The 20,558-nt window shown below is 69.2% G+C and carries 20 protein-coding genes; 19 read left to right on the top strand and 1 reads right to left on the bottom strand.

The features are described 5' to 3' along the window. Positions 1–165 precede the first annotated feature (165 nt). The 12 genes from glyA (at position 166) to ACGFYU_RS35215 (ending at position 11,497) form a co-directional block, all read left to right on the top strand. Positions 166–1,395 (top strand): serine hydroxymethyltransferase, encoded by a 1,230-nt coding sequence (gene glyA, locus ACGFYU_RS35270; protein WP_393831391.1) that lies wholly within the window; start codon positions 166–168, stop codon positions 1,393–1,395. 104 nt (positions 1,396–1,499) lie between these two features. Continuing rightward, positions 1,500–2,834, top strand: a complete 1,335-nt coding sequence (locus ACGFYU_RS35265; protein ID WP_393831423.1) for an MraY family glycosyltransferase — start codon at positions 1,500–1,502, stop codon at positions 2,832–2,834. Positions 2,835–3,109: 275 nt separating this feature from the next. Beyond that, positions 3,110–3,547: a hypothetical protein gene (locus ACGFYU_RS35260; RefSeq protein ID WP_393831390.1), complete on the top strand. Its 438-nt coding sequence runs from the start codon at positions 3,110–3,112 to the stop codon at positions 3,545–3,547. Positions 3,548–3,757: 210 nt separating this feature from the next. Further along, positions 3,758–4,594: a F0F1 ATP synthase subunit A gene (gene atpB / locus ACGFYU_RS35255; protein WP_393831422.1), complete on the top strand. Its 837-nt coding sequence runs from the start codon at positions 3,758–3,760 to the stop codon at positions 4,592–4,594. A gap of 82 nt (positions 4,595–4,676) precedes the next feature. Next, positions 4,677–4,910 carry an ATP synthase F0 subunit C gene (gene atpE / locus ACGFYU_RS35250; protein ID WP_007266589.1) on the top strand — a complete coding sequence of 78 codons (234 nt, stop codon included), beginning with the start codon at positions 4,677–4,679 and terminating at the stop codon, positions 4,908–4,910. A 43-nt stretch (positions 4,911–4,953) separates the two neighbouring features. Further along, a complete protein-coding gene (locus ACGFYU_RS35245) occupies positions 4,954–5,493 on the top strand; it encodes a F0F1 ATP synthase subunit B (RefSeq protein ID WP_393831389.1) in 540 nt (179 codons plus the stop codon). Continuing rightward, positions 5,490–6,305: a F0F1 ATP synthase subunit delta gene (locus ACGFYU_RS35240; protein WP_393831388.1), complete on the top strand. Its 816-nt coding sequence runs from the start codon at positions 5,490–5,492 to the stop codon at positions 6,303–6,305. The genes ACGFYU_RS35245 and ACGFYU_RS35240 overlap by 4 nt, the downstream gene beginning before the upstream one ends. A gap of 130 nt (positions 6,306–6,435) precedes the next feature. Next, positions 6,436–8,031, top strand: coding sequence for a F0F1 ATP synthase subunit alpha (gene atpA / locus ACGFYU_RS35235; RefSeq protein WP_393831387.1), 1,596 nt, complete (start codon positions 6,436–6,438; stop codon positions 8,029–8,031). Between the two features lie 20 nt (positions 8,032–8,051). Next, positions 8,052–8,969: a F0F1 ATP synthase subunit gamma gene (locus ACGFYU_RS35230; RefSeq protein WP_393831386.1), complete on the top strand. Its 918-nt coding sequence runs from the start codon at positions 8,052–8,054 to the stop codon at positions 8,967–8,969. Then, positions 8,969–10,411: a F0F1 ATP synthase subunit beta gene (atpD, locus tag ACGFYU_RS35225; protein ID WP_393831385.1), complete on the top strand. Its 1,443-nt coding sequence runs from the start codon at positions 8,969–8,971 to the stop codon at positions 10,409–10,411. The genes ACGFYU_RS35230 and atpD overlap by 1 nt, the downstream gene beginning before the upstream one ends. A 140-nt stretch (positions 10,412–10,551) precedes the next feature. After that, on the top strand, positions 10,552–10,926 hold the full coding sequence (locus tag ACGFYU_RS35220) for a F0F1 ATP synthase subunit epsilon (RefSeq protein ID WP_393831384.1): 375 nt from the start codon (positions 10,552–10,554) through the stop codon (positions 10,924–10,926). Between the two features lie 124 nt (positions 10,927–11,050). Beyond that, on the top strand, positions 11,051–11,497 hold the full coding sequence (locus ACGFYU_RS35215; RefSeq protein WP_393831383.1) for a DUF2550 domain-containing protein: 447 nt from the start codon (positions 11,051–11,053) through the stop codon (positions 11,495–11,497). A gap of 68 nt (positions 11,498–11,565) precedes the next feature. Here ACGFYU_RS35215 and ACGFYU_RS35210 read toward each other — a convergent pair whose 3' ends face one another. Then, entirely contained in the window at positions 11,566–13,431 is a 1,866-nt protein-coding gene (locus ACGFYU_RS35210; RefSeq protein ID WP_393831382.1) for a glycosyl hydrolase family 18 protein, read from the bottom strand. Between the two features lie 243 nt (positions 13,432–13,674). On the opposite strand from ACGFYU_RS35210, the gene ACGFYU_RS35205 reads away from it, so the two are divergent. From ACGFYU_RS35205 to ACGFYU_RS35175, 7 genes are all read left to right on the top strand, one after another. Further along, entirely contained in the window at positions 13,675–14,523 is an 849-nt protein-coding gene (locus ACGFYU_RS35205) for a helix-turn-helix domain-containing protein (RefSeq protein WP_393831381.1), read from the top strand. Between the two features lie 105 nt (positions 14,524–14,628). Beyond that, entirely contained in the window at positions 14,629–15,504 is an 876-nt protein-coding gene (locus tag ACGFYU_RS35200) for an MBL fold metallo-hydrolase (RefSeq protein WP_393831380.1), read from the top strand. 96 nt (positions 15,505–15,600) lie between these two features. Then, positions 15,601–17,091, top strand: a complete 1,491-nt coding sequence (locus tag ACGFYU_RS35195) for an MFS transporter (protein ID WP_393831379.1) — start codon at positions 15,601–15,603, stop codon at positions 17,089–17,091. A gap of 50 nt (positions 17,092–17,141) precedes the next feature. Further along, positions 17,142–18,176 (top strand): AvrD family protein, encoded by a 1,035-nt coding sequence (locus ACGFYU_RS35190; RefSeq protein ID WP_393831378.1) that lies wholly within the window; start codon positions 17,142–17,144, stop codon positions 18,174–18,176. 77 nt (positions 18,177–18,253) lie between these two features. After that, positions 18,254–18,949 (top strand): AAA family ATPase, encoded by a 696-nt coding sequence (locus ACGFYU_RS35185; protein ID WP_393831377.1) that lies wholly within the window; start codon positions 18,254–18,256, stop codon positions 18,947–18,949. Between the two features lie 98 nt (positions 18,950–19,047). After that, the gene (locus ACGFYU_RS35180; RefSeq protein ID WP_393831376.1) at positions 19,048–20,055 is read left to right on the top strand and encodes a beta-ketoacyl-ACP synthase III; all 1,008 of its coding nucleotides are present in this window, start codon (positions 19,048–19,050) and stop codon (positions 20,053–20,055) included. Between the two features lie 46 nt (positions 20,056–20,101). Next, positions 20,102–20,371, top strand: coding sequence for an acyl carrier protein (locus ACGFYU_RS35175; RefSeq protein WP_393831375.1), 270 nt, complete (start codon positions 20,102–20,104; stop codon positions 20,369–20,371). Positions 20,372–20,558: the final 187 nt, after the last annotated feature.

Below are 20,558 nucleotides of genomic sequence, written 5' to 3'. Positions count from 1 at the left end.
TCGAGAAGGTGCTCAACCAGGCCCTCGACCCGGTGGTCACGGCCCTGACGGGCGTCACGGCACGCCGCTGACCCGCGGCGCCCCGGCAGCGGTGCCGCAGGGCGCGAGGGGTGGCTCCGGCCTACAGTGGCTGGTACCGGTACCCCCACTGCGCGGGAGCATGCCATGAGCGTCCTCACCCAGCCGACGGATCTCCTGCGCCAACAGGATCCGCAGATGGCCGACGTACTCGCCGGTGAGGCCCGGCGGCAGGCGACCACCCTGCAGCTGATCGCCGCCGAGAACTTCACCTCGCCCGCGGTGCTCGCCGCGCTCGGGTCGGCGCTCTCCAACAAGTACGCCGAGGGCTACCCCGGCTCCCGCTACCACGGCGGCTGTGAGTACGTGGACGTGGCCGAGCAGATCGCCGTCGAGCGGGCCAAGGCGCTGTTCGGGGCCGAGCACGCCAACGTGCAGCCGCACTCCGGGTCCTCCGCCGTGCTCGCCGCCTACGCGGCGCTGCTGCGGCCAGGGGACACCGTGCTGGCGATGGGCCTCCCGTACGGCGGGCACCTCACGCACGGCTCGCCCGCCAACTTCTCGGGCCGCTGGTTCGACTTCGTCGGGTACGGGGTCGACGCCGAGACGGGGCTCATCGACTACCACCAGGTGCAGGAGCTGGCCCGCACGCACCGGCCCAAGGCGATCGTCTGCGGGTCCATCTCCTATCCCAGGCACCCGGAGTACTCGGCCTTCCGGGAGATCGCCGACGAGGTGGGGGCCTACCTCATCGCCGACGCCGCGCACCCCATCGGGCTGGTGGCGGGCGGTGCCGCGCCCAGCCCCGTGCCGTACGCGGACGTCGTCTGCGCGACCACGCACAAGGTGCTGCGCGGGCCGCGTGGCGGGATGATCCTGTGCGGCGCCGAATTCGCGGAGCGCATCGACCGGGCGGTGTTCCCCTTCACGCAGGGCGGCGCCCAGATGCACACCATCGCCGCCAAGGCCGTGGCCTTCGGCGAGGCCGCCGGGCCCGCCTTCACCACGTACGCCCACCGCGTCGTCGCCCATGCCCGGGTGCTGGCCGAGGCGCTGGAGGGGTACGGCTTCACCATCACCACCGGCGGCACCGACACGCACCTGATCACCGCCGACCCGGCGCCGCTCGGCGTCGACGGCCCGACCGCGCGCGGCCGGCTCGCGGCCGCCGGGATCGTGCTCGACACCTGCGCCCTCCCGTACGGGGACCAGCGGGGCATCCGCCTCGGTACCGCGGCCGTGACCACCCAGGGGATGGGGGAGGCGGAGATGCTCCGCATCGCCGGGCTGTTCGCCGCCGCACTGCACGGGGACGCCGCGAAGACACGTACGGAGGTCAACGAGCTGACGCAGGGATTTCCCCCTTACGGGGAGTAATCGGGGCAAGAGGGGCGTACTGCAACCGGGATGCGGCCCCCTCGCGTCCTCGGGGGAGGGGACATCGCAGCTAATGTGTGGGGCTGAGATGGCCGGCGATACATCTGGGGCAGCCCGTGCGTGAATATCTGCTGACGCTTTGCGTCACGGTCGCGGTTACCTACCTGCTGACCGGGCCCGTGCGGAAGTTCGCGATCGCGGCCGGGGCCATGCCGGAGATCCGCGCCCGCGACGTGCACCGCGAGCCCACGCCACGGCTCGGCGGCATCGCGATGTTCGGCGGGCTGTGTGCCGGCCTGCTGGTCGCCGACCACCTGCGGAACCTCAACGGCGTCTTCGAGCTGTCGAGGGAACCCCGGGCGCTGCTCACCGGCGCGGCCCTGATCTGGCTGGTCGGCGTACTCGACGACAAGTTCGAACTCGACGCCCTGATCAAGCTCGGCGCGCAGATGATCTCCGCCGGTCTGATGGTCATGCAGGGTCTGACCATCCTGTGGATCCCCGTCCCGGGCATCGGAACGGTCCCGCTCACCCAGTGGCAGGGCAACCTGCTCACCGTGGCCCTCGTCGTGATCACCATCAACGCCGTGAACTTCGTGGACGGACTCGACGGTCTCGCCGCCGGCATGGTCTGCATCGCCGCCACCGCGCTCTTCCTCTACGCGTACCGGATCTGGTTCGGCTACGGCATCGAGTCGGCCGCGCCCGCGACCCTCTTCGCCGCGATCCTGATGGGCATGTGCCTGGGCTTCCTGCCGCACAACATGCACCCCGCCCGGATCTTCATGGGCGACTCCGGCTCGATGCTCATCGGCCTGGTGCTGGCCGCGTCCGCCATCTCCCTCACCGGGCAGGTGGACCCGGACGCCCTGGCCCTCTTCGCCGGCGGTGAGCGCAACGCGACGCACGCGATGCTCCCCGCCTACATCCCGCTGATCCTGCCGCTGACCGTCATCGCCATCCCGATGGCGGACCTGGTCCTGGCCATCGTCCGGCGTACGTGGAAGGGCCAGTCGCCCTTCGCTGCGGACCGCGGGCACCTGCACCACCGCCTGCTGGAACTCGGGCATTCGCACAGTCGCGCGGTGCTCATCATGTACTTCTGGTCAGGGCTGATCGCCTTCGGCACGGTGGCCTATTCGGTGCATTCCGCCTCGATGTGGATCGTGCTGGCGATCGCCGCGCTGAGCGCGGTGGGCCTGACCCTGCTGCTCCTGCCGCGCTTCACCCCGCGCGCCCCGCGCTGGGCGTACGGACTGGTGCCGCCGCGCTACCGGCACGCCGAGCGTGCCGCTGAGGCAGCCCTCCGGGAAGCCTCCGGCCGGGAGCCGGAGCCTGCCAGGCCCATCGCGGCGGGTGTCTCCGGCGTCAACGGCGCGACTGCCGTAGGCCCCCGTTCGCGCTTTCCCGACCGGCGGAAGGCCGGATCGGCACGCTGACGGTCGGCGCACATGTCCGACATGACGCCCCTTTAGCAGACAACCTGCCACCCTGTCGTGCACACACGCGCGGGTTAACTCTCATGTGTGACAGTCGGCACACCCAGCAGGTAAAGCTCTCATCAAATAGTTTGTGATACCGTTCACTAAACCCGGCGACAGAGCCGAAGGGCCGTAGTGCGACGGTCCATTGGCCCGAGGTTCTCTCTCGGACCGGGCTTACGCTCGTCCCGTACGAGTCCCGTGCCCCCACCACCCAAGCGGAGCAAACCGCCATGCGGTCAGATGATGTCCGACCCCTCCTGCAAACCGCCGTACCCACCGCTGTCGCCGGCGCCATCGCCGCCGTCATCAGCGGTGTCGTCGTCGGCGGAAAGGGAGCGATCGGTTCCGTTGTCGCGACGGTGGTCGTGATTCTCTTCATGGGGCTCGGATTCATCGTTCTGCAGCGCACGGCGAAATCACTGCCGCACCTGTTCCAGGCCATGGGGCTCATGCTCTACGCGGCCCAGATCCTGCTGCTCTTCGTCTTTCTCGCCGTGTTCAAGAACACGACGCTGTTCCACCCCAGGGCATTCGCGATCACGCTCGTCGCCACCACTCTCGTGTGGATCGGCGCGCAGACGCGTGCTCACATGAAGGCCAAGATCCTTTACGTCGAACCGGACTCGGACAAGGGTGAAAAGCCCGAAAATCCGGGGTCGAAGTCGTGAGGGGTAGGGCCGGGATAAGTGTGCGTTCGGGATCCTGCTATCGTCCGGTGCCATATGCGGCACTGCGGGCTCGGGCACCTGAGCTGACGCCTGTTCCATCGCGAGGCTCGATGCCTGGCCGCCGCCCCACCATCCGTAACACCAGTCCAGTGCCGAACCGCGGCCGCGCGCCGCGCCGACACAACGAGGTTGCCGTACCTATGCGCCACGCTGAAGGAGCCCGCGGTGAGTGCTGACCCGACGACGGTGCTCGCCTTCGAGACCGATTGCCACATCTTCGACGGTTGTGGCTTCCCGGCTCCCGGCCTGCACTCGTTCCTGTTCGAGCCGATCTTCGGCAATGCGGACAGCAACACCTACTTCAACAAGACGATGCTGCTGGCACTGCTCGGCACCGTCGTCATCGTCGGCTTCTTCTGGCTGGCCTTCCGTAACCCGAAGGTCGTCCCGGGCAAGCTCCAGATGGTGGCCGAGGCCGGCTACGACTTCGTGCGTCGCGGCATCGTGTACGAGACGCTGGGCAAGAAGGAGGGCGAGAAGTACGTCCCCCTGATGGTCTCGCTGTTCTTCTTCGTCTGGATCCTGAACCTCTGGTCGATCATCCCGGTGGCGCAGTTCCCGGTGACGTCGATCATCGCGTACCCCGCGGCCCTCGCCGCGATCGTGTACGTGATCTGGATGAGCGTGACCTTCAAGCGCCACGGCTTCGTCGGCGGCTTCAAGAACCTGACCGGCTACGACAAGTCGCTCGGCCCGGTCCTCCCGCTCGTCATGCTGATCGAGTTCTTCTCGAACGTCCTGGTCCGCCCGTTCACCCACGCGGTCCGACTGTTCGCGAACATGTTCGCCGGTCACACCCTGCTGCTGCTCTTCACGATCGCCAGCTGGTACCTGCTGAACGGCATCGGCATCGCCTACGCGGGTGTCTCGTTCGTCATGGTCATCGTGATGACCGCCTTCGAGCTCTTCATCCAGGCCGTCCAGGCGTACGTCTTCGTCCTCCTGGCCTGCAGCTTCCTGCAGGGCGCCCTCGCCGAGCACCACTGAGCCAGGCCCGCCCCCGCTCAGCCCCCCGTATTCGTCCGGTGGCCAACCCCCACCGGTCCGTGAAAGAGAAGGAAGAACTGGCATGTCCCAGACCCTTGCCGCCGTCACCGGCTCCCTCAGCTCCGTTGGTTACGGTCTCGCGGCCATCGGCCCCGGCGTCGGCGTCGGCATCATCTTCGGTAACGGCACCCAGGCCCTCGCCCGTCAGCCCGAGGCTGCCGGTCTGATCCGCGCCAACCAGATCCTCGGCTTCGCCTTCTGTGAGGCGCTCGCCCTGATCGGTCTGGTCATGCCGTTCGTCTACCCGAGCTCCTGATCCTCGGTCTCGACGAACAGCCCACTAGACGAAAGGCACTGATGTGAACCTCCTGGTTCTCGCGGCTGAGGTGGAAAACCCCCTCATCCCGCCGATCCCCGAGCTCGTCATCGGTCTGATCGCCTTCGTCATCGTCTTCGGTTTCCTCGCGAAGAAGCTCCTCCCGAACATCAACAAGGTTCTGGACGAGCGCCACGCGGCGATCGAGGGCGGTATCGAGAAGGCTGAGGCCGCTCAGACCGAGGCTCAGAGCGTGCTGGAGCAGTACAAGGCCCAGCTCGCCGAGGCCCGGCACGAGGCCGCGCGCCTGCGCCAGGAAGCGCTGGAGCAGGGCACTGCGCTGAAGGAAGAACTGCGCGCAGAGGGCCAGCGGCAGCGTGAGGAGATCATCGCTGCAGGCCACGCCCAGATCGCGGCGGACCGCAAGGCCGCCTCTCAGGCGCTGCGCCAGGACGTGGGCAAGCTCGCCACCGACCTGGCCGGCAAGCTCGTCGGCGAGTCCCTTGAGGACCACGCCCGGCAGAGCCGCACGATCGACCGCTTCCTCAGCGAGCTCGAGGAGAAGGCCGAGGCGGCCCGATGAACGGAGCGAGCCGCGAGGCGCTGGCCTCCGCGCGCGAGCGTCTCGACGCGCTGACGGACAACACGTCCGTCGACGCGGCGAAGCTCGCCGGTGAGCTGGCAGCCGTCACCGCGCTGCTCGACCGTGAGGTCTCGCTGCGTCGGGTCATCACGGACCCGGCGCAGTCCGGCGAGGCCAAGGCCGAGCTGGTGAGCCGACTGCTGTCCGGCCAGGTGGGCGGGGAGACCCTCGACCTGGTGTCGGGCATGGCCCGGTCCCGCTGGTCGCAGTCCCGCGACCTGGTGGACTCGCTGGAGGAGCTGGCGGCCACCGCCGACCTCACGGCGGCCCAGCAGGGCGGCGCGCTCGACGACGTCGAGGACGAGCTGTTCCGCTTCGGCCGGATCGTCGCCTCGAACACCGAGCTGCGCGCCGCGCTGACCGACCGGGCGGCCACCGCCTCCGCCAAGAGCACGCTGCTGGGCAGCCTGCTCGGCGGCAAGGCGAACGCCGTCAGCGAGCGTCTGGTCACGCGTCTCGTCACGCACCCGCGTGGACGTAGCCTGGAAGCGGGACTCGAGTCCCTCTCCAAGCTCGCCGCCGAGCGCCGTGACCGCATGGTCGCCACCGTGACCAGCGCGGTTCCGCTCAGCGACGTGCAGAAGGCGCGTCTCGGCGCGGTGCTGGCCAAGCTGTACGGCCGCCAGATGCACCTGAACCTCGACGTGGACCCCACGGTCCTCGGCGGGATCGTGGTCCGTGTCGGTGACGAGGTCATCGACGGCACCATCGCGGAGCGTCTCACCGAGGCGTCCCGTCGCATGGCCGGCTGACCAGCCAGCAACAGAACAAAAGCATTCCTAGCGGCCCGGTTGGGCCGTGCAGAACTTGCAGAAGATTCCTGGGGGTCGCCCCCAGACCCCTAAGAAGCTTCAGGCCCAACAAGGAGAGCAGGGAACCCAGATGGCGGAGCTCACGATCCGGCCGGAGGAGATCCGGGACGCACTGGAGAACTTTGTCCAGTCGTACCAGCCGGACGCGGCCTCGCGCGAGGAGGTCGGAACGGTCAGCGTTGCCGGCGACGGCATCGCGAAGGTGGAGGGCCTGCCCTCCGCCATGGCGAACGAGCTGCTGAAGTTCGAGGACGGCACCCTCGGTCTCGCCCTCAACCTTGAGGAGCGCGAGATCGGTGCGGTCGTCCTCGGCGAGTTCAGCGGCATCGAGGAGGGCCAGCCGGTGCAGCGCACCGGTGAGGTTCTCTCCGTCGGCGTCGGCGAGGGCTACCTCGGCCGCGTCGTCGACCCGCTCGGCAACCCGATCGACGGTCTCGGCGAGATCGCGACCGAAGGCCGCCGCGCGCTCGAACTGCAGGCCCCGGGCGTCATGGTCCGCAAGTCGGTCCACGAGCCCATGCAGACCGGCTACAAGGCCATCGACGCGATGGTGCCGATCGGCCGCGGCCAGCGTCAGCTGATCATCGGCGACCGTCAGACCGGCAAGACCGCTCTGGCCGTCGACACGATCATCAACCAGCGCGACAACTGGCGCTCGGGTGACGTGAACAAGCAGGTCCGCTGCATCTACGTCGCCATCGGCCAGAAGGGCTCGACCATCGCGTCGGTCCGCGGTGCCCTGGAAGACGCGGGCGCCCTGGAGTACACGACGATCGTCGCCGCCCCGGCGTCCGACCCGGCCGGCTTCAAGTACCTGGCGCCCTACACCGGTTCCGCCATCGGCCAGCACTGGATGTACGCCGGCAAGCACGTCCTGATCATCTTCGACGACCTGTCGAAGCAGGCCGACGCCTACCGCGCCGTGTCGCTGCTGCTGCGCCGCCCGCCGGGCCGTGAGGCCTACCCGGGTGACGTCTTCTACCTGCACTCCCGTCTGCTGGAGCGCTGCGCGAAGCTGTCCGACGACATGGGTGCCGGTTCGATGACCGGTCTGCCGATCGTCGAGACCAAGGCGAACGACGTGTCGGCGTTCATCCCGACCAACGTCATCTCCATCACCGACGGCCAGTGCTTCCTGGAGTCCGACCTGTTCAACGCGGGCCAGCGCCCGGCGCTGAACGTCGGTATCTCGGTCTCCCGCGTCGGTGGCTCCGCCCAGCACAAGGCCATGAAGCAGGTTTCCGGCCGTCTGCGCCTGGACCTCGCCCAGTACCGCGAGCTGGAGGCGTTCGCCGCCTTCGGTTCCGACCTGGACGCCGCGTCGAAGGCCTCGCTGGAGCGCGGCAAGCGTCTGGTCGAGCTGCTGAAGCAGGGCCAGTACCAGCCGATGCCCGTCGAGGAGCAGGTCATCTCCGTCTGGGCCGGTACCACCGGCAAGATGGACGATGTCCCGGTCAACGACATCCGTCGCTTCGAGTCCGAGCTGCTGGAGCACCTGCGCCGTGAGCGCAAGGACCTCCTCACCTCGATCTCCGACGGCGGCAAGATGTCGGACGACACCCTGACGTCCATCGCTGACGCCATCGCCGGCTTCAAGCGCCAGTTCGAGACCTCGGACGGCAAGCTCCTGGGCGAGGACGCGCCGGCCGTCAACGTCTCCAAGTGACGACGGAAGGAAGCTGACTCATGGGAGCGCAGCTCCGGGTCTACAAGCGTCGTATCCGTGCCGTCACGGCGACCAAGAAGATCACCAAGGCGATGGAGATGATCGCCGCCTCGCGCATCGTCAAGGCGCAGCGCAAGGTGGCGGCATCGATGCCGTACGCGACCGAGCTCACCCGTGCGGTGACCGCGGTGGCGACCGGTTCGAACACCAAGCACGCCCTGACGACCGAGGTCGAGGCGCCGGTGCGCGCCGCGGTCCTGCTCATCACGAGCGACCGCGGTCTGGCCGGCGGCTACTCCTCGAACGCCATCAAGCAGGCGGAGCGGCTCACCGAGCGGCTGCGCGGGGAGGGCAAGGAGGTCGACACGTACATCGTCGGCCGTAAGGGTGTCGCCTACTACGGCTTCCGCGAGCGCAAGGTCGCGGATTCGTGGACCGGCTTCACCGACAGCCCGGCCTACGCCGACGCCAAGCGCGTCGCCGGACCGCTGATCGAGGCCATCCAGCTGGACACGGCCGAGGGTGGCGTCGACGAGCTGCACATCGTCTACACGGAATTCGTGTCGATGATGACGCAGAACGCGGTCGACGGCCGGATGCTGCCGCTCAGCCTTGAGAAGGCAGAGGAGGAGACCGGCGCGAAGGGCGAGATCCTTCCGCTGTTCGACTTCGAGCCGTCGGCGGAGGACGTCCTCGACGCCCTGCTGCCGCGCTACGTCGAGAGCCGTGTCTACAACGCACTGCTGCAGTCGGCCGCTTCCGAGCACGCCGCCCGCCGCCGCGCGATGAAGTCGGCCACCGACAACGCCGGGGATCTCATCAAGAGCCTCTCCCGGCTTGCCAACGCGGCCCGCCAGGCCGAAATCACCCAGGAAATCAGCGAGATCGTCGGTGGCGCGAGCGCCATGGCTGACGCGACCGCGGGGAGTGACAAGTAATGACGACCACTGTTGAGACGGCCGCCGCCACGGGCCGCGTCGCCCGGGTCATCGGCCCGGTCGTCGACGTGGAGTTCCCCGTCGACGCCATGCCCGAGATCTACAACGCCCTCAAGGTCCAGGTCGCCGACCCGGCCGAGGACGGCAAGCTCAAGACCCTGACCCTTGAGGTCGCGCAGCACCTGGGTGACGGCCTCGTCCGTACCATCTCGATGCAGCCGACCGACGGCCTGGTCCGCCAGGCCGCGGTGACCGACACGGGCGAGGGCATCACCGTCCCCGTCGGTGACTTCACCAAGGGCAAGGTGTTCAACACCCTCGGTGAGGTGCTGAACTACCCCGAGGAGAACGCCAACGTCGGCGAGCGCTGGCCGATCCACCGCAAGGCCCCCCGCTTCGACGAGCTTGAGTCGAAGACGGAGATGTTCGAGACCGGCGTCAAGGTCATCGACCTTCTCACCCCGTACGTCAAGGGTGGAAAGATCGGTCTGTTCGGTGGTGCCGGTGTCGGCAAGACCGTTCTGATCCAGGAAATGATCTACCGCGTCGCCAACAACCACGACGGTGTGTCGGTCTTCGCGGGCGTCGGTGAGCGTACCCGTGAGGGCAACGACCTCATCGAGGAAATGGCCGACTCGGGCGTCATCGACAAGACGGCGCTTGTCTTCGGCCAGATGGACGAGCCGCCGGGCACGCGTCTTCGCGTCGCGCTTGCCGGTCTGACCATGGCGGAGTACTTCCGCGATGTGCAGAAGCAGGACGTGCTGTTCTTCATCGACAACATCTTCCGGTACACCCAGGCGGGTTCCGAGGTGTCGACCCTGCTCGGCCGTATGCCCTCCGCGGTGGGTTACCAGCCGAACCTGGCCGACGAGATGGGTCTCCTCCAGGAGCGCATCACCTCGACCCGTGGTCACTCGATCACCTCGATGCAGGCGATCTACGTCCCCGCGGACGACCTGACCGACCCGGCGCCGGCGACCACCTTCGCCCACCTCGACGCGACGACGGTTCTCTCCCGTCCGATCTCCGAGAAGGGCATCTACCCGGCCGTGGACCCGCTGGACTCGACGTCCCGCATCCTCGACCCGCGGTACATCGCGGCGGACCACTACGCCACGGCGATGCGCGTCAAGGGGATCCTCCAGAAGTACAAGGACCTCCAGGACATCATCGCGATCCTCGGTATCGACGAGCTGGGCGAGGAGGACAAGCTCGTTGTCCACCGTGCCCGTCGTGTCGAGCGCTTCCTGTCGCAGAACACCCACGTGGCGAAGCAGTTCACCGGCGTGGACGGTTCGGACGTTCCGCTGGAGGAGTCGATCACCGCGTTCAACGCGATCTGCGACGGTGACTACGACCACTTCCCCGAGCAGGCGTTCTTCCTGTGCGGTGGCATCGAGGACCTGAAGGCCAACGCCAAGGAGCTGGGCGTCTCCTGATCCGGCGCGCTCCGCGAGGAGCGCATCGGTTTCACAGGTTTCACGGAGAGGGGCGGGTATGTCCCGTCCCTCTCCCCACGCCCATTAGAATTTGACCCAACACCCGGCCGATCCGCCGGGTGGTGACCCGAGGAGCCACCTTGGCTGCTGAGCTGCACGTCGAGCTGGTCGCGGCGGACCGCAATGTCTGGTCCGGCGAGGCCACCCTTGTTGTTGCCCGCACCACGTCCGGCGACATCGGCGTCATGCCCGGTCACCAGCCGCTTCTCGGTGTGCTGGAATCGGGCCCTGTGACCATCCGCACCAGCGAGGGCAACACTGTCGTCGCAGCGGTGCACGGCGGTTTCATCTCGTTCGCGGACAACAAGCTGTCCCTGCTGGCCGAGATCGCCGAGCTCGCGGACGAGATTGACGTCCAGCGCGCGGAGCGGGCACTGGAGCGCGCCAAGGCGGACACCGACGCTGCCTCCGAGCGGCGTGCCGAAGTCCGTCTGCGCGCGGTCGCGGGGCACTGAGCGCCGTACCAAAAGTGTGAAACCTCAGCCGCGGTCCGTTCCGGAATTTTCCGGAGCGGGTCGCGGCTGAGGCGATGCAGGTCTGTTTTTCGTCTGTATTCGATGAGCGAGGAGGTCGGTGAAGATGCTCCTCGCTCTGCTTGTGAGCGGCCTGGTCGTAGCCCTGGTGGTGATCGGGCTGTTTGTCTTCGGGCTGCGCCGCAGGCTGATCCAGCGTTCCGGCGGCACCTTCGACTGCAGCATGCGCTGGGGCGTGGCCGAGGAGCCCGACGTCTCCGGCAAGGGCTGGGTGTACGGGGTCGCGCGCTACAGCGGTGACCGCATCGACTGGTTCCGCGTCTTCAGCTACTCCCCGCGCCCGCGCCGGCTGCTGGAGCGGGCCTCCATCGAGGTCGTCGCCCGCCGTGCCCCCGAGGGCGAGGAGGAGCTGGCCCTGCTCTCCGACGCCGTCGTGCTCGGCTGTGTCCACCGGGGGACCCGCCTGGAGCTGGCCATGAGCGAGGACGCCCTGACCGGTTTCCTGGCCTGGCTGGAGGCGGCGCCTCCCGGCCAGAGAGTCAACGTGGCGTAGTCGGATCATGACGTGAGGAAGCCGGGGAGACGGGGGCGGACCCGTCTCCCCGGCTTCCGTACGTGGGGTTACTGGAGCCCGGTGTGGATCGCGTTCGCGAGCTCACCGTTGGTGGTGTCGCCGCTGAACTCCCAGAAGAAGGCTCCCTTGAGGCCCTGGTTCTTGGCCCAGGTCATCTTCCCGGCGATGGTGGCGGGGGTGTCGTAGCTCCACCAGTTGCTGCCGCACTTGGCGTAGGCCGTGCCGGCGACGGTGCCGGTGGTCGGGCAGCTGGTCTTGAGGACCTTGTAGTCCTCGATGCCCTGCTCGTAGGTGCCCTGCGCGGGTCCGGTGGCGGTGCCGCCGGGGGTGGCCTGGGTGACCCCGGTCCAGCCGCGGCCGTAGAAGCCGATGCCGAGGTTGAGCTTGGAGCCGGGGATGCCCTTGCCCTTGAGCTTGGTGATGGCGGCCTCGGAGTTGAAGCCGGCGATCGGGATGCCGGCGTACGAGGTGAGCGGGGAGTGCGGGGCGGTCGGGCCCTTGGCGTCCCAGGCGCCGAAGAAGTCGTACGTCATGACGTTGTAGAAGTCTGCGTACTGGGCGGCGCCCGCGTAGTCGGCGAGGTCGAGCTTGCCGCCGTTGGAGCCGTCGGCGGAGATCGCGGCGGTGACCAGGTTGGAGCCGCCGAACTTGGCCCGCAGCGCCGACATCAGGTTCTTGAACGCGGCGGCGCCGCTGGTGTCGCAGGACAGGCCGCAGGCGTTCGGGTACTCCCAGTCGATGTCGATGCCGTCGAAGACGTCGGCCCAGCGCGGGTCCTCGACCAGGTTGTAGCAGGACTGGGCGAAGGCGGCCGGGTTGGCCGCGGCCTGGCCGAAGCCGCCGGACCAGGTCCAGCCGCCGAAGGACCAGAGGACCTTGATGCCCGGGTACTTGGCCTTGAGCTTGCGGAGCTGGTTGAAGTTGCCGCGCAGGGGCTGGTCCCAGTTGTCGGCGACGCCGTCGACGCTCTGGTCGGCGGTGTAGGCCTTGTCGTAGTCGGCGTAGGCGTCGCCGATGGTGCACTGGCCGTTCTGGACGTTGCCGAAGGCGTAGTTGATGTGGGTGATCTTCGCGGCGGAGCCCGAGGTGACCAGGTTCTTCACGTGGTAGTTGCGGCCGTAGACGCCCCACTCGGTGAAGTAGCCGAGCTTGACCTTGCCGCCCGGGTCCGGGGGCTGGGTGGTGCCGCCCGTGGTGGTCACGGACAGGCTGCCGGAGGAGGGGCCGGTCTGGTCGATGGTGTCGCGGGCGGTGATGGTGTAGCCGTACGTCGTGCCCTTGGTCAGGCCGGAGTCCGTGTAGGTGGTGCCGGTGACGGTCGCGATCTTGGCGCCGTCGCGGAAGACGTCGTAGTTCTTGACGCCCTTGTCGTCGGTGGCCGCCGACCAGCTCAGGGTCACCGAGGTGTCCGTGACGCCGCCGGCCGTGGGGGTGCCGGGGGCGGAGGGCGGGTTGTCGCCGGGCTGGGTGGTGCCGTCGCAGGAGCCGCCGTTGACCTTGCAGCCGCTGGGGGAGCCGCTGCCGGTGCCGTTGAAGCCGAAGCTGGCGGTGCCGCCGGGGGCGAGGGTGCCGTTCCAGCCGACGTTCTTGCCGGTCCAGTGGGTGCCGGAGCTGGTGACGGTGCCGTCCCAGGCCGAGGTGACCGCGGTGCCGGCGGGGAAGTCCCACTCGACGGTCCACGAGGTGATGGTCGTGGTGCCGGTGTTCTTCACCGTCCACTTGCCCTCGAAGCCGGTGCCCCAGTCGGAGACCTTGGTGTACGTCGAGGTCGCGGAGGTCGCGGCCTGCGCGGGGCCGGCCAGGGCGACGAGTCCGGTGACGGGCACGGCCAGGGCGGCCACGATGGCCGCGACCCGGGTGAAGAACCGGGTGCGCCGGGTGCGCCCGGTACGGGGTGGGGATGCTGTGCTCAAGGGGTGCTCCTCCGTAGGTCCGCGACAGTCGTGGGGCCGACTGCCACATGGGGGTGGGACCTGCGCCGCCCGTGAGCACGCTTGTCATGGCACGCTCACCACAGTGTTGCGGTGAGATTAGAAAGGTCTGGACCAGCCGTCAAGAGGTCCATACCTGACAGAGTGGGCCCTGCGGCCGTTGGGCCGGCGGCGGGTGTCGATACCGTCATATGACCAATCGCAACCCCGGGGGATCCATTCGCCATGTCCCAATCGCAGCAATTGAAAGAGCTGGGCAAGTTCCTCATCGCCCGCCGCGCCGAGATCACACCGGCCGAAGTGGGCCTTCCCGTTGCCGGGGTGCGGCGGACACCGGGACTGCGCCGCGAAGAAGTCGCCCTCCTCGCCGGGGTGGGCGTTTCCTGGTACACGTGGATCGAACAGGGACGTGCGGAGAACGTTTCCGCGGAGGTGCTGGGTTCGATTTCCCGTGTGCTCAATCTGGATTACACGCAGCGCCAATACGTCTGGCGTCTGGCGGATCTGCGGCCCGACCAGAACGTCGCCCCGGCCACACCGGACGCGGGGGTCCTGCAGCCCTATGTCGACAACTGGTCGCCCAGTCCCGCCTACATCACGGATCGCGTCTGGGACATCACCGTCGCGAACCGGTCGGCGCGTGAACTCCTCGCCATGGACGGCGGCACCGGGAACATCCTGCGGGATTTCTTCCTCCACCCGAAAACCCGTGACGCGTACCCCTCCTGGGAGCAGGAGGCGCCCACTCTGGTCGCCCGTTTCCGCTCCCACGCGGCCCAATACCCCGGAGACCCGCTGCTCGCCTCCGGAATCGAGCGGCTGTGTGCCGAGAGCCCGGAATTCGCGGACCACTGGTTCGCCCTGGACGTCCGGGAGGACGCCTGCGGGGTGGACATCCTCCAGCACCCGCTGACCGGGCCGATCTCCCTCAAGCGCACCACCCTGGACTTCACGGCGCGCCTGGGTCTGCGGCTGACCGTCTTCTTCCCGGTCCCCGGAACGAGCGGCCGCCAGTTGATCGAGAAGCTCGCTGCCGAACCCCCGACGGAATCGCGCCACCAGTCGGCCGCCTAGCCCCGCCCCCGCCCCGCCTCCCTGTTCCCCGCACCCCTCCCACGACCCGGTGATCGCCCCCGTGATCGCCGGGTTTCGACGATCCAGCGAAAAGAGCGCATCCCAATGTCACCGGCCCCGACGGCGCAGCGACTCAGCCGGCCCTCCCCGCTCCGCACCCGTACCTTCGGCCAGTACCGCCTCACCCACCTGCCCGACGGACTCGTCCAGCTCCGCCCGACCGGCTGGTTCCCCGGCCTGACGGCGGCGGACACGGACGGCTTCCCGGACCACCTCGACGCCGACGGCTGCCTGGTCGCCGCCATCGGGGGCCTGCTCGTCGAGTACGAGGACCGGGCCCTGCTCATCGACACCGGCTACGGGCCGCGCCGGCTGGCGGCCGACCGTACGCATCCCTCGATGGGCGAGCTGGTGGGCGGCGGCCTGCTCGGATCCCTCACCGAGGCGGGCCGGGCACCCGCGGAGATCGACACCATCGCCTTCACCCACCTCCACGACGACCACGTCGGCTGGGCCTTCCTCGGCACCGACCGGGGCCCGCTGTTCTCCTCGGCCTCCTTCGTCCTCTCCACGGCCGAATGGCGCGGCGGCGGGGCCGGGTCGATACCCGCGGTGCTCCACGACCGGGTCCGGCCGGCCGTGGACGGCGAGGAGGTCTTCCCCGGCGTCACCCTGCGGGAGAGCCCCGGTCACACCGGGGGGCACGCCAGTTACGTCATCGCCGGCGACGGCGGCCCGGACGGGGACCGGCTGATCGTCACGGGAGACGTCCTGCACTCGCCGCTCCAGGTCGCCCACCCGCACTGGCCGGTGTTCTTCGACGCCGACCGGGCCGCGGCCGTACGGACCCGCACGGCCTTCCTCCAGGACGCCGCCGCCCCCGGCACCGTGGTCTACGCCGGCCACTTCGCCGACGTCGTCTTCGGCCGGGTGCGCGCGGACCGGGACGGCGACGGGCACGTCTGGGACCCGCTGAGCTGACGTCACCCGACCACGGCCGTCCGGACATCCTGTTGGCACCGGCACTATGTTGCCCGCGCACTGGTTGATCTTCTTGCGAAGCACGAAGCTCTTCACATGTCCAAGACAACCTCCCCGAATTCCCCCCGCATGACGGGCAAGCAGAAGACGATCCTCCTCGTCCTTCTCGGCGCCCAGTTCATGTTCGCCGTCGACTTCTCGATCCTGACCGTCGCCCTCCCGAAGATCGGCGACGATCTCGGATTCGGAATCGACAGCCTCCAGTGGGTCGTATCCGCATTCGCACTGACCGCCGCCGGATTCATGCTCCTCTTCGGCCGCATCGGCGACATCATCGGCCGGAAGAAGCTCTTCCTCGCCGGAATGGCGCTTCTGACCGTCTCTTCCCTGATCGGTGGACTCGCCACGAGCCCTGAGGTCATGCTCGCCGCGCGCATCGCGCAGGGCCTGGCGACCGCCATCGTCACTCCGTCAGGAATGGCATTGATCACCACGAGTTTCGAAGAGGGTCCGCTGCGGACCAAGGCGCTCGGCCTCAACGGCGCGCTGCTTTCCCTGGGATTCGCCTCCGGCGCGATTCTCGGCGGTGTCCTCACCGATCTGCTGTCCTGGCGCTGGGACTTCTTCATCAACGTCCCGGTCGGTGTCGTCCTGTTCGTCGCCGGTATCGCCGTGATCTCCGATTCGGTCTCCGACTCCCGCCCCAAGCTGGACGTCCCCGGTGCGATCACCGTGACCGGCGGCCTGCTCGCCTTCGTCTTCGGCATCACCGGCATCGAGCGCAACGGCTGGGCCGCGCCGCAGACCTGGGGCACCCTGCTGCTCGCCGCGGTCCTGCTCGTCGCCTTCTACCTGATCGAGCTGAAGTCCGCCGCGCCGCTGGCCCCGGTGGCCATCCTGAAGTCCAACTCCGTCAAGTGGGGCAACCTGGGCGGCCTGGTCACCTTCTCGATGGAGTCCGCCCTCTCCTTCCTGCTCACCCTGTACATGCAGCAGGTGCTCGAACTCACCGCCTTCCAGACCGGTTTGATGTTCGGCTTCCTCGGCCTCGGCGCCTTCCTCGGCGGCACCTTCGCCTCGAAGATCCTCGCCCGTACCGGCGCCAAGGGCGGCCTGGTCCTCGGCCTGGTCATCCAGGCCGTCATGACCGGTGTCCTCTTCTGGCTCGGTGAGAACAAGACCGCCGGCATCGTCGCCATCCTGATCACCACCTTCGTCGGCGGCTTCGGCCACGTCCTCGCCATCGTCGCCTACTCCGTCACCGCCACCTCCGGCATCGACGACAGCGAGCAGGGCCTGGCGACCGGCCTGGCCACCATGACCCAGCAGATCGGCTTCACGCTCGGCATCCCGATCATGTCCGCCGTCGCCGCCTCGCAGTACGGGGACCTCACCGACGGAGTCGCCTCGGTGGCCGGCGTCCTGACCGGCACCACCTTCGGAATGTTCGTCGACGGCCTGATCGTCCTCGGCGGAGCCCTGCTGGTCGCCCTCTTCCTGAAGGCCGACAAGCCCGCGGAAGCCCCGGTCGCCCCGGAGCCGATCCAGGAGACGGCCGACGAGCGCACCCTCGTCGGCGCCAAGTAGCCCCCCGCCCCATCCCCGCCCCACACGGCACAAAGGAAGGAAGGACCCCGATGGCGATCCTGGCCGCATCCGAGAGCAACGCGACCCGCGACCCCCTGCACCTCGACAACGTGTCGGACTACCTCGGTGCTCCCGAGCGCCGCTTCTTCGGCGAAGGCTACAAGCGCGCCCAGCACCGGCTGACCGGCATCACCCACGGCCAGGACGCCGCCGCCGGGGACACCACCCCCACCCTGACCGGCACCGCGGCCGTCACCTACCCCGCCGACTGGTCCCGCAAGGGCGACGTCGACCAGAAGCCCCACCTCTCCACCATCGACGTCCTGCTCCTGGGCGTACAGCTCACCGAGGCCCTGCTGGCCGAGCACCGGGGCCTCGGCGAGGAGGACTTCCGCGGCTCCTGGCTGCGCCGGGCCCGGATCAAGGCCGGCGCCGTACCGGTCGAGGACGACCTGACCGCCATCCCGGTCGCCGCCCGCCTCGGCGGCGAACAGCCCTCGCCCGACCCGGGCCGGACCGTGTCCGTCGTGGACGCCACCGTCGGCGCCCTGACGATCCGGGTCGAGCTCGACCACCCGGACGTACGCCGCGCACCGGCCCGCCCGCCCCTCACCGGGGCGGCCGACCGCCCCTTCGGCGATGCGTACCGTCAGCGCCGGCAGAGCGTCGAGGACGTGCGCGTCGCCCCCGGCCGGGACAGCGCCACCGCCCTCGCCCGGCTGACCGCATGGGACCTGGCCGCCGCGCCGGGCTCCGGGACCGAGGGAGGCCACCAGCCGTCCGCCGGACTGGTCGACGCCTTCGTCGTCGCCCTCCAGCTCGGCCAGGTACTGCTCTACGAACTGGACGGGGTCAGCCGTGCCGACTCCGACACCCTCTGGATGCGCTCCACCCTGCTGGAGGCCTCCTCCCCGCACCGCCCGCTGACCACGCCGGACGGCGGAGCGCACCCGGTCGCGGCCGAACTGCGCGACGCCACCCGGCTCACCACCCGCCACGGCGACACCTGGCGCCGGGCCGACATCGCCGCGGAACTCGCGGGAGTGAGCGTCATCTGCTCGGTGGCGCACCGCCTCCCCGGCTGACCCGCCCCGCGGCACCCCCTTTCTTGCTTGATCACCGCTTCACCCCACTTCACTTCACACACATTCGAGGAACGATCATGAAGCTCGCCATCGCCGGTACCTACTCCGTCGGCAAGACCCTCACCACCATGGCCGTCGCGCACCTCACCGGCCTGCCGCGCTCCTCCGCGAAGACCATGCGGGAGCTGCTGCCCATCTCCATCCCCGGCAAGACGCTGGAGGAGTGCACCCCGGCCGAGCTGATCATGCTGATCATGCGCCGCAACCAGGAGCGCGCGGTCAACGAGTCGCACCTGCCGCACGGTTTCGTCTCCGACGGCTCCTCGCTGCACGAGTGGGCGTACGGCACCGTCCGCGTCCTCGTCGGCATCAACCCGAACGAGTCCGTGAACCTGGAGACCGTCGAGGTCAGCGAAGAGGTCCGGTTCTACGGCAAGGTGCTGGAGCAGATGGCCGTCCCGGCCAAGCAGCACGCCAAGGCGGCCTACGACTCCTTCGTCCACCTGCCCATCGAGTTCCCGCTGGTCGCGGACGGCCACCGGCCCGTGAACGAGCGCTTCCGCTCGCTCGCCGACGAGCTGATGCTCAAGACCCTCGACGAGCTCAACATCCCGTACCACAGCGTCGGCGGGACCATCCCGGAGCGCCTCCAGAAGATCATCGACATCTACGGCATCCGCCCGGTCCTGAGCATCGACGAGGCCATCGAGCGGGCCCAGGAGGAGTACGCCCAGCTCGACACCACCAACGAGCTGGACCGCATCGCGGCCTGAGGTCCCGCGGACCAAACGAGCGGCGGACGGGGCCGGATGCCCAGCCGCTGGGCCGCCCGGCCCCGTCCGCTCCCACCCACACCTACTGGAGGATCCCCATGCCTGCGGCCGTTCTTGGAGGACTTGGCACCTACCTTCCGCCTCGGCGGGTGTCCAACGAAGAGCTCGCCGACCGATTCGACACCTCCGACGAATGGATCCGCACCCGGACCGGGATCCGCCAGCGTCGGTGGGCCGACACCGGTCAGTCCACCGGAGACCTCGCCACCGAGGCGGGGCACCGCGCGCTGAAGTCGGCTGGCCTGGACATCGGAGCCGATGTCGACCTCGTCGTACTGGCCACCACCACGCCCGACCACCCGTGCCCCGCCACCGCCCCCGACGTCGCCGCCCGCCTCGGCCTCTCCCGGGCCGCCGCCTACGACATCTCGGCGGTGTGCTCCGGCTTCGTGTACGCCCTCGAAGTGGCCGCGAACGCCGTACTGGCCGGGCGGGTCGAGACCGCCCTGGTCATCGGGGCCGAGACCTACTCCACCATCCTGAACCCGCAGGACCGCACCACCTCCGTCATCTTCGGCGACGGCGCCGGTGCCGCGGTCCTGCGCCGCGGAGAGGCGGGCCAGCCCGGCGCCTTCGCCGGATTCGACCTCGGCTCCGACGGCACCGACAAGGACCTGATCTGCATCCCCGACGGCGGCTCCCGCCAGCGGGCCACGCACCAGGAACCCGGCGACGACGGCCGCTACTTCACCATGCAGGGCAAGAAGGTCTTCGCCAGCGCCGTCCGCCGGATGAGCGAGTCCTCCGCCACCCTCCTGGACCGCATCGGCTGGCCCGTCGACAGCGTCGACCACCTGGTCGGCCACCAGGCGAACATCCGCATCCTGCGGGCCGTCGCCGAGCAGATCGGCATCGAGGCCGACCGCGCGGTGATCAACATCGACCGGGTCGGGAACACCTCCGCCGCCTCCATCCCGCTGGCCCTCGCCGAAGCCTCGTCCGCCGGCACCATCGCCCCCGGCGACCGGGTGCTCCTCACCGCCTTCGGTGGCGGCCTCACCTGGGGCTCGGCAGCCCTGACCTGGCCCGAGATCATCGCCTGCTGACCGCAGCATCCCTCATTCAGACGTCCGTTCCACGAAGGAGATCCCCATGAGCATCACCACGCTCACCGCCGCCAACCCGGTCACCGTCCTCACCGAGGTCATCCTCGACGTGCTCATCGCGAAGTACGAGGCGCCGGCCCACACCACCCCCGAGACCAACTTCGAAATGCTCGGCTACGACTCCCTCGTCCTGGTCGAGGTGGCCGTCGACCTGAGCCGGCGCTTCGGCGTCGAGATCACGGACGACGAGCTCCACCAGGCCGGAACCGCCGGGAAGGCGGCCCAGATGCTGGCAGCCCGCGGCGTCCGCGCCTGACGGCCGCGGCCGAGCCAGGGGGTGTCCGGCGGATCACGGCCGGGCCCGGGTCCGACCCCGGTCCGACCCTGATCCGCCGGACACCCCCTCCCCCCGACCGGGGGGGGGGGGGGGGGGGGCCGGCCCCCCCCCCCCCGCCCGCGCCCCCCCCCCCCCCCCACCCCCCGCCCCCCCCCCCCCCCCCCCC

Source organism: Streptomyces sp. NPDC048337 (genome assembly GCF_043201175.1).
Classification (GTDB): Bacteria; Actinomycetota; Actinomycetes; order Streptomycetales; family Streptomycetaceae; genus Streptomyces.
Note: the sequence above shows the minus strand (reverse complement) of the source record. Positions and strands in the feature narration are given on the sequence as shown.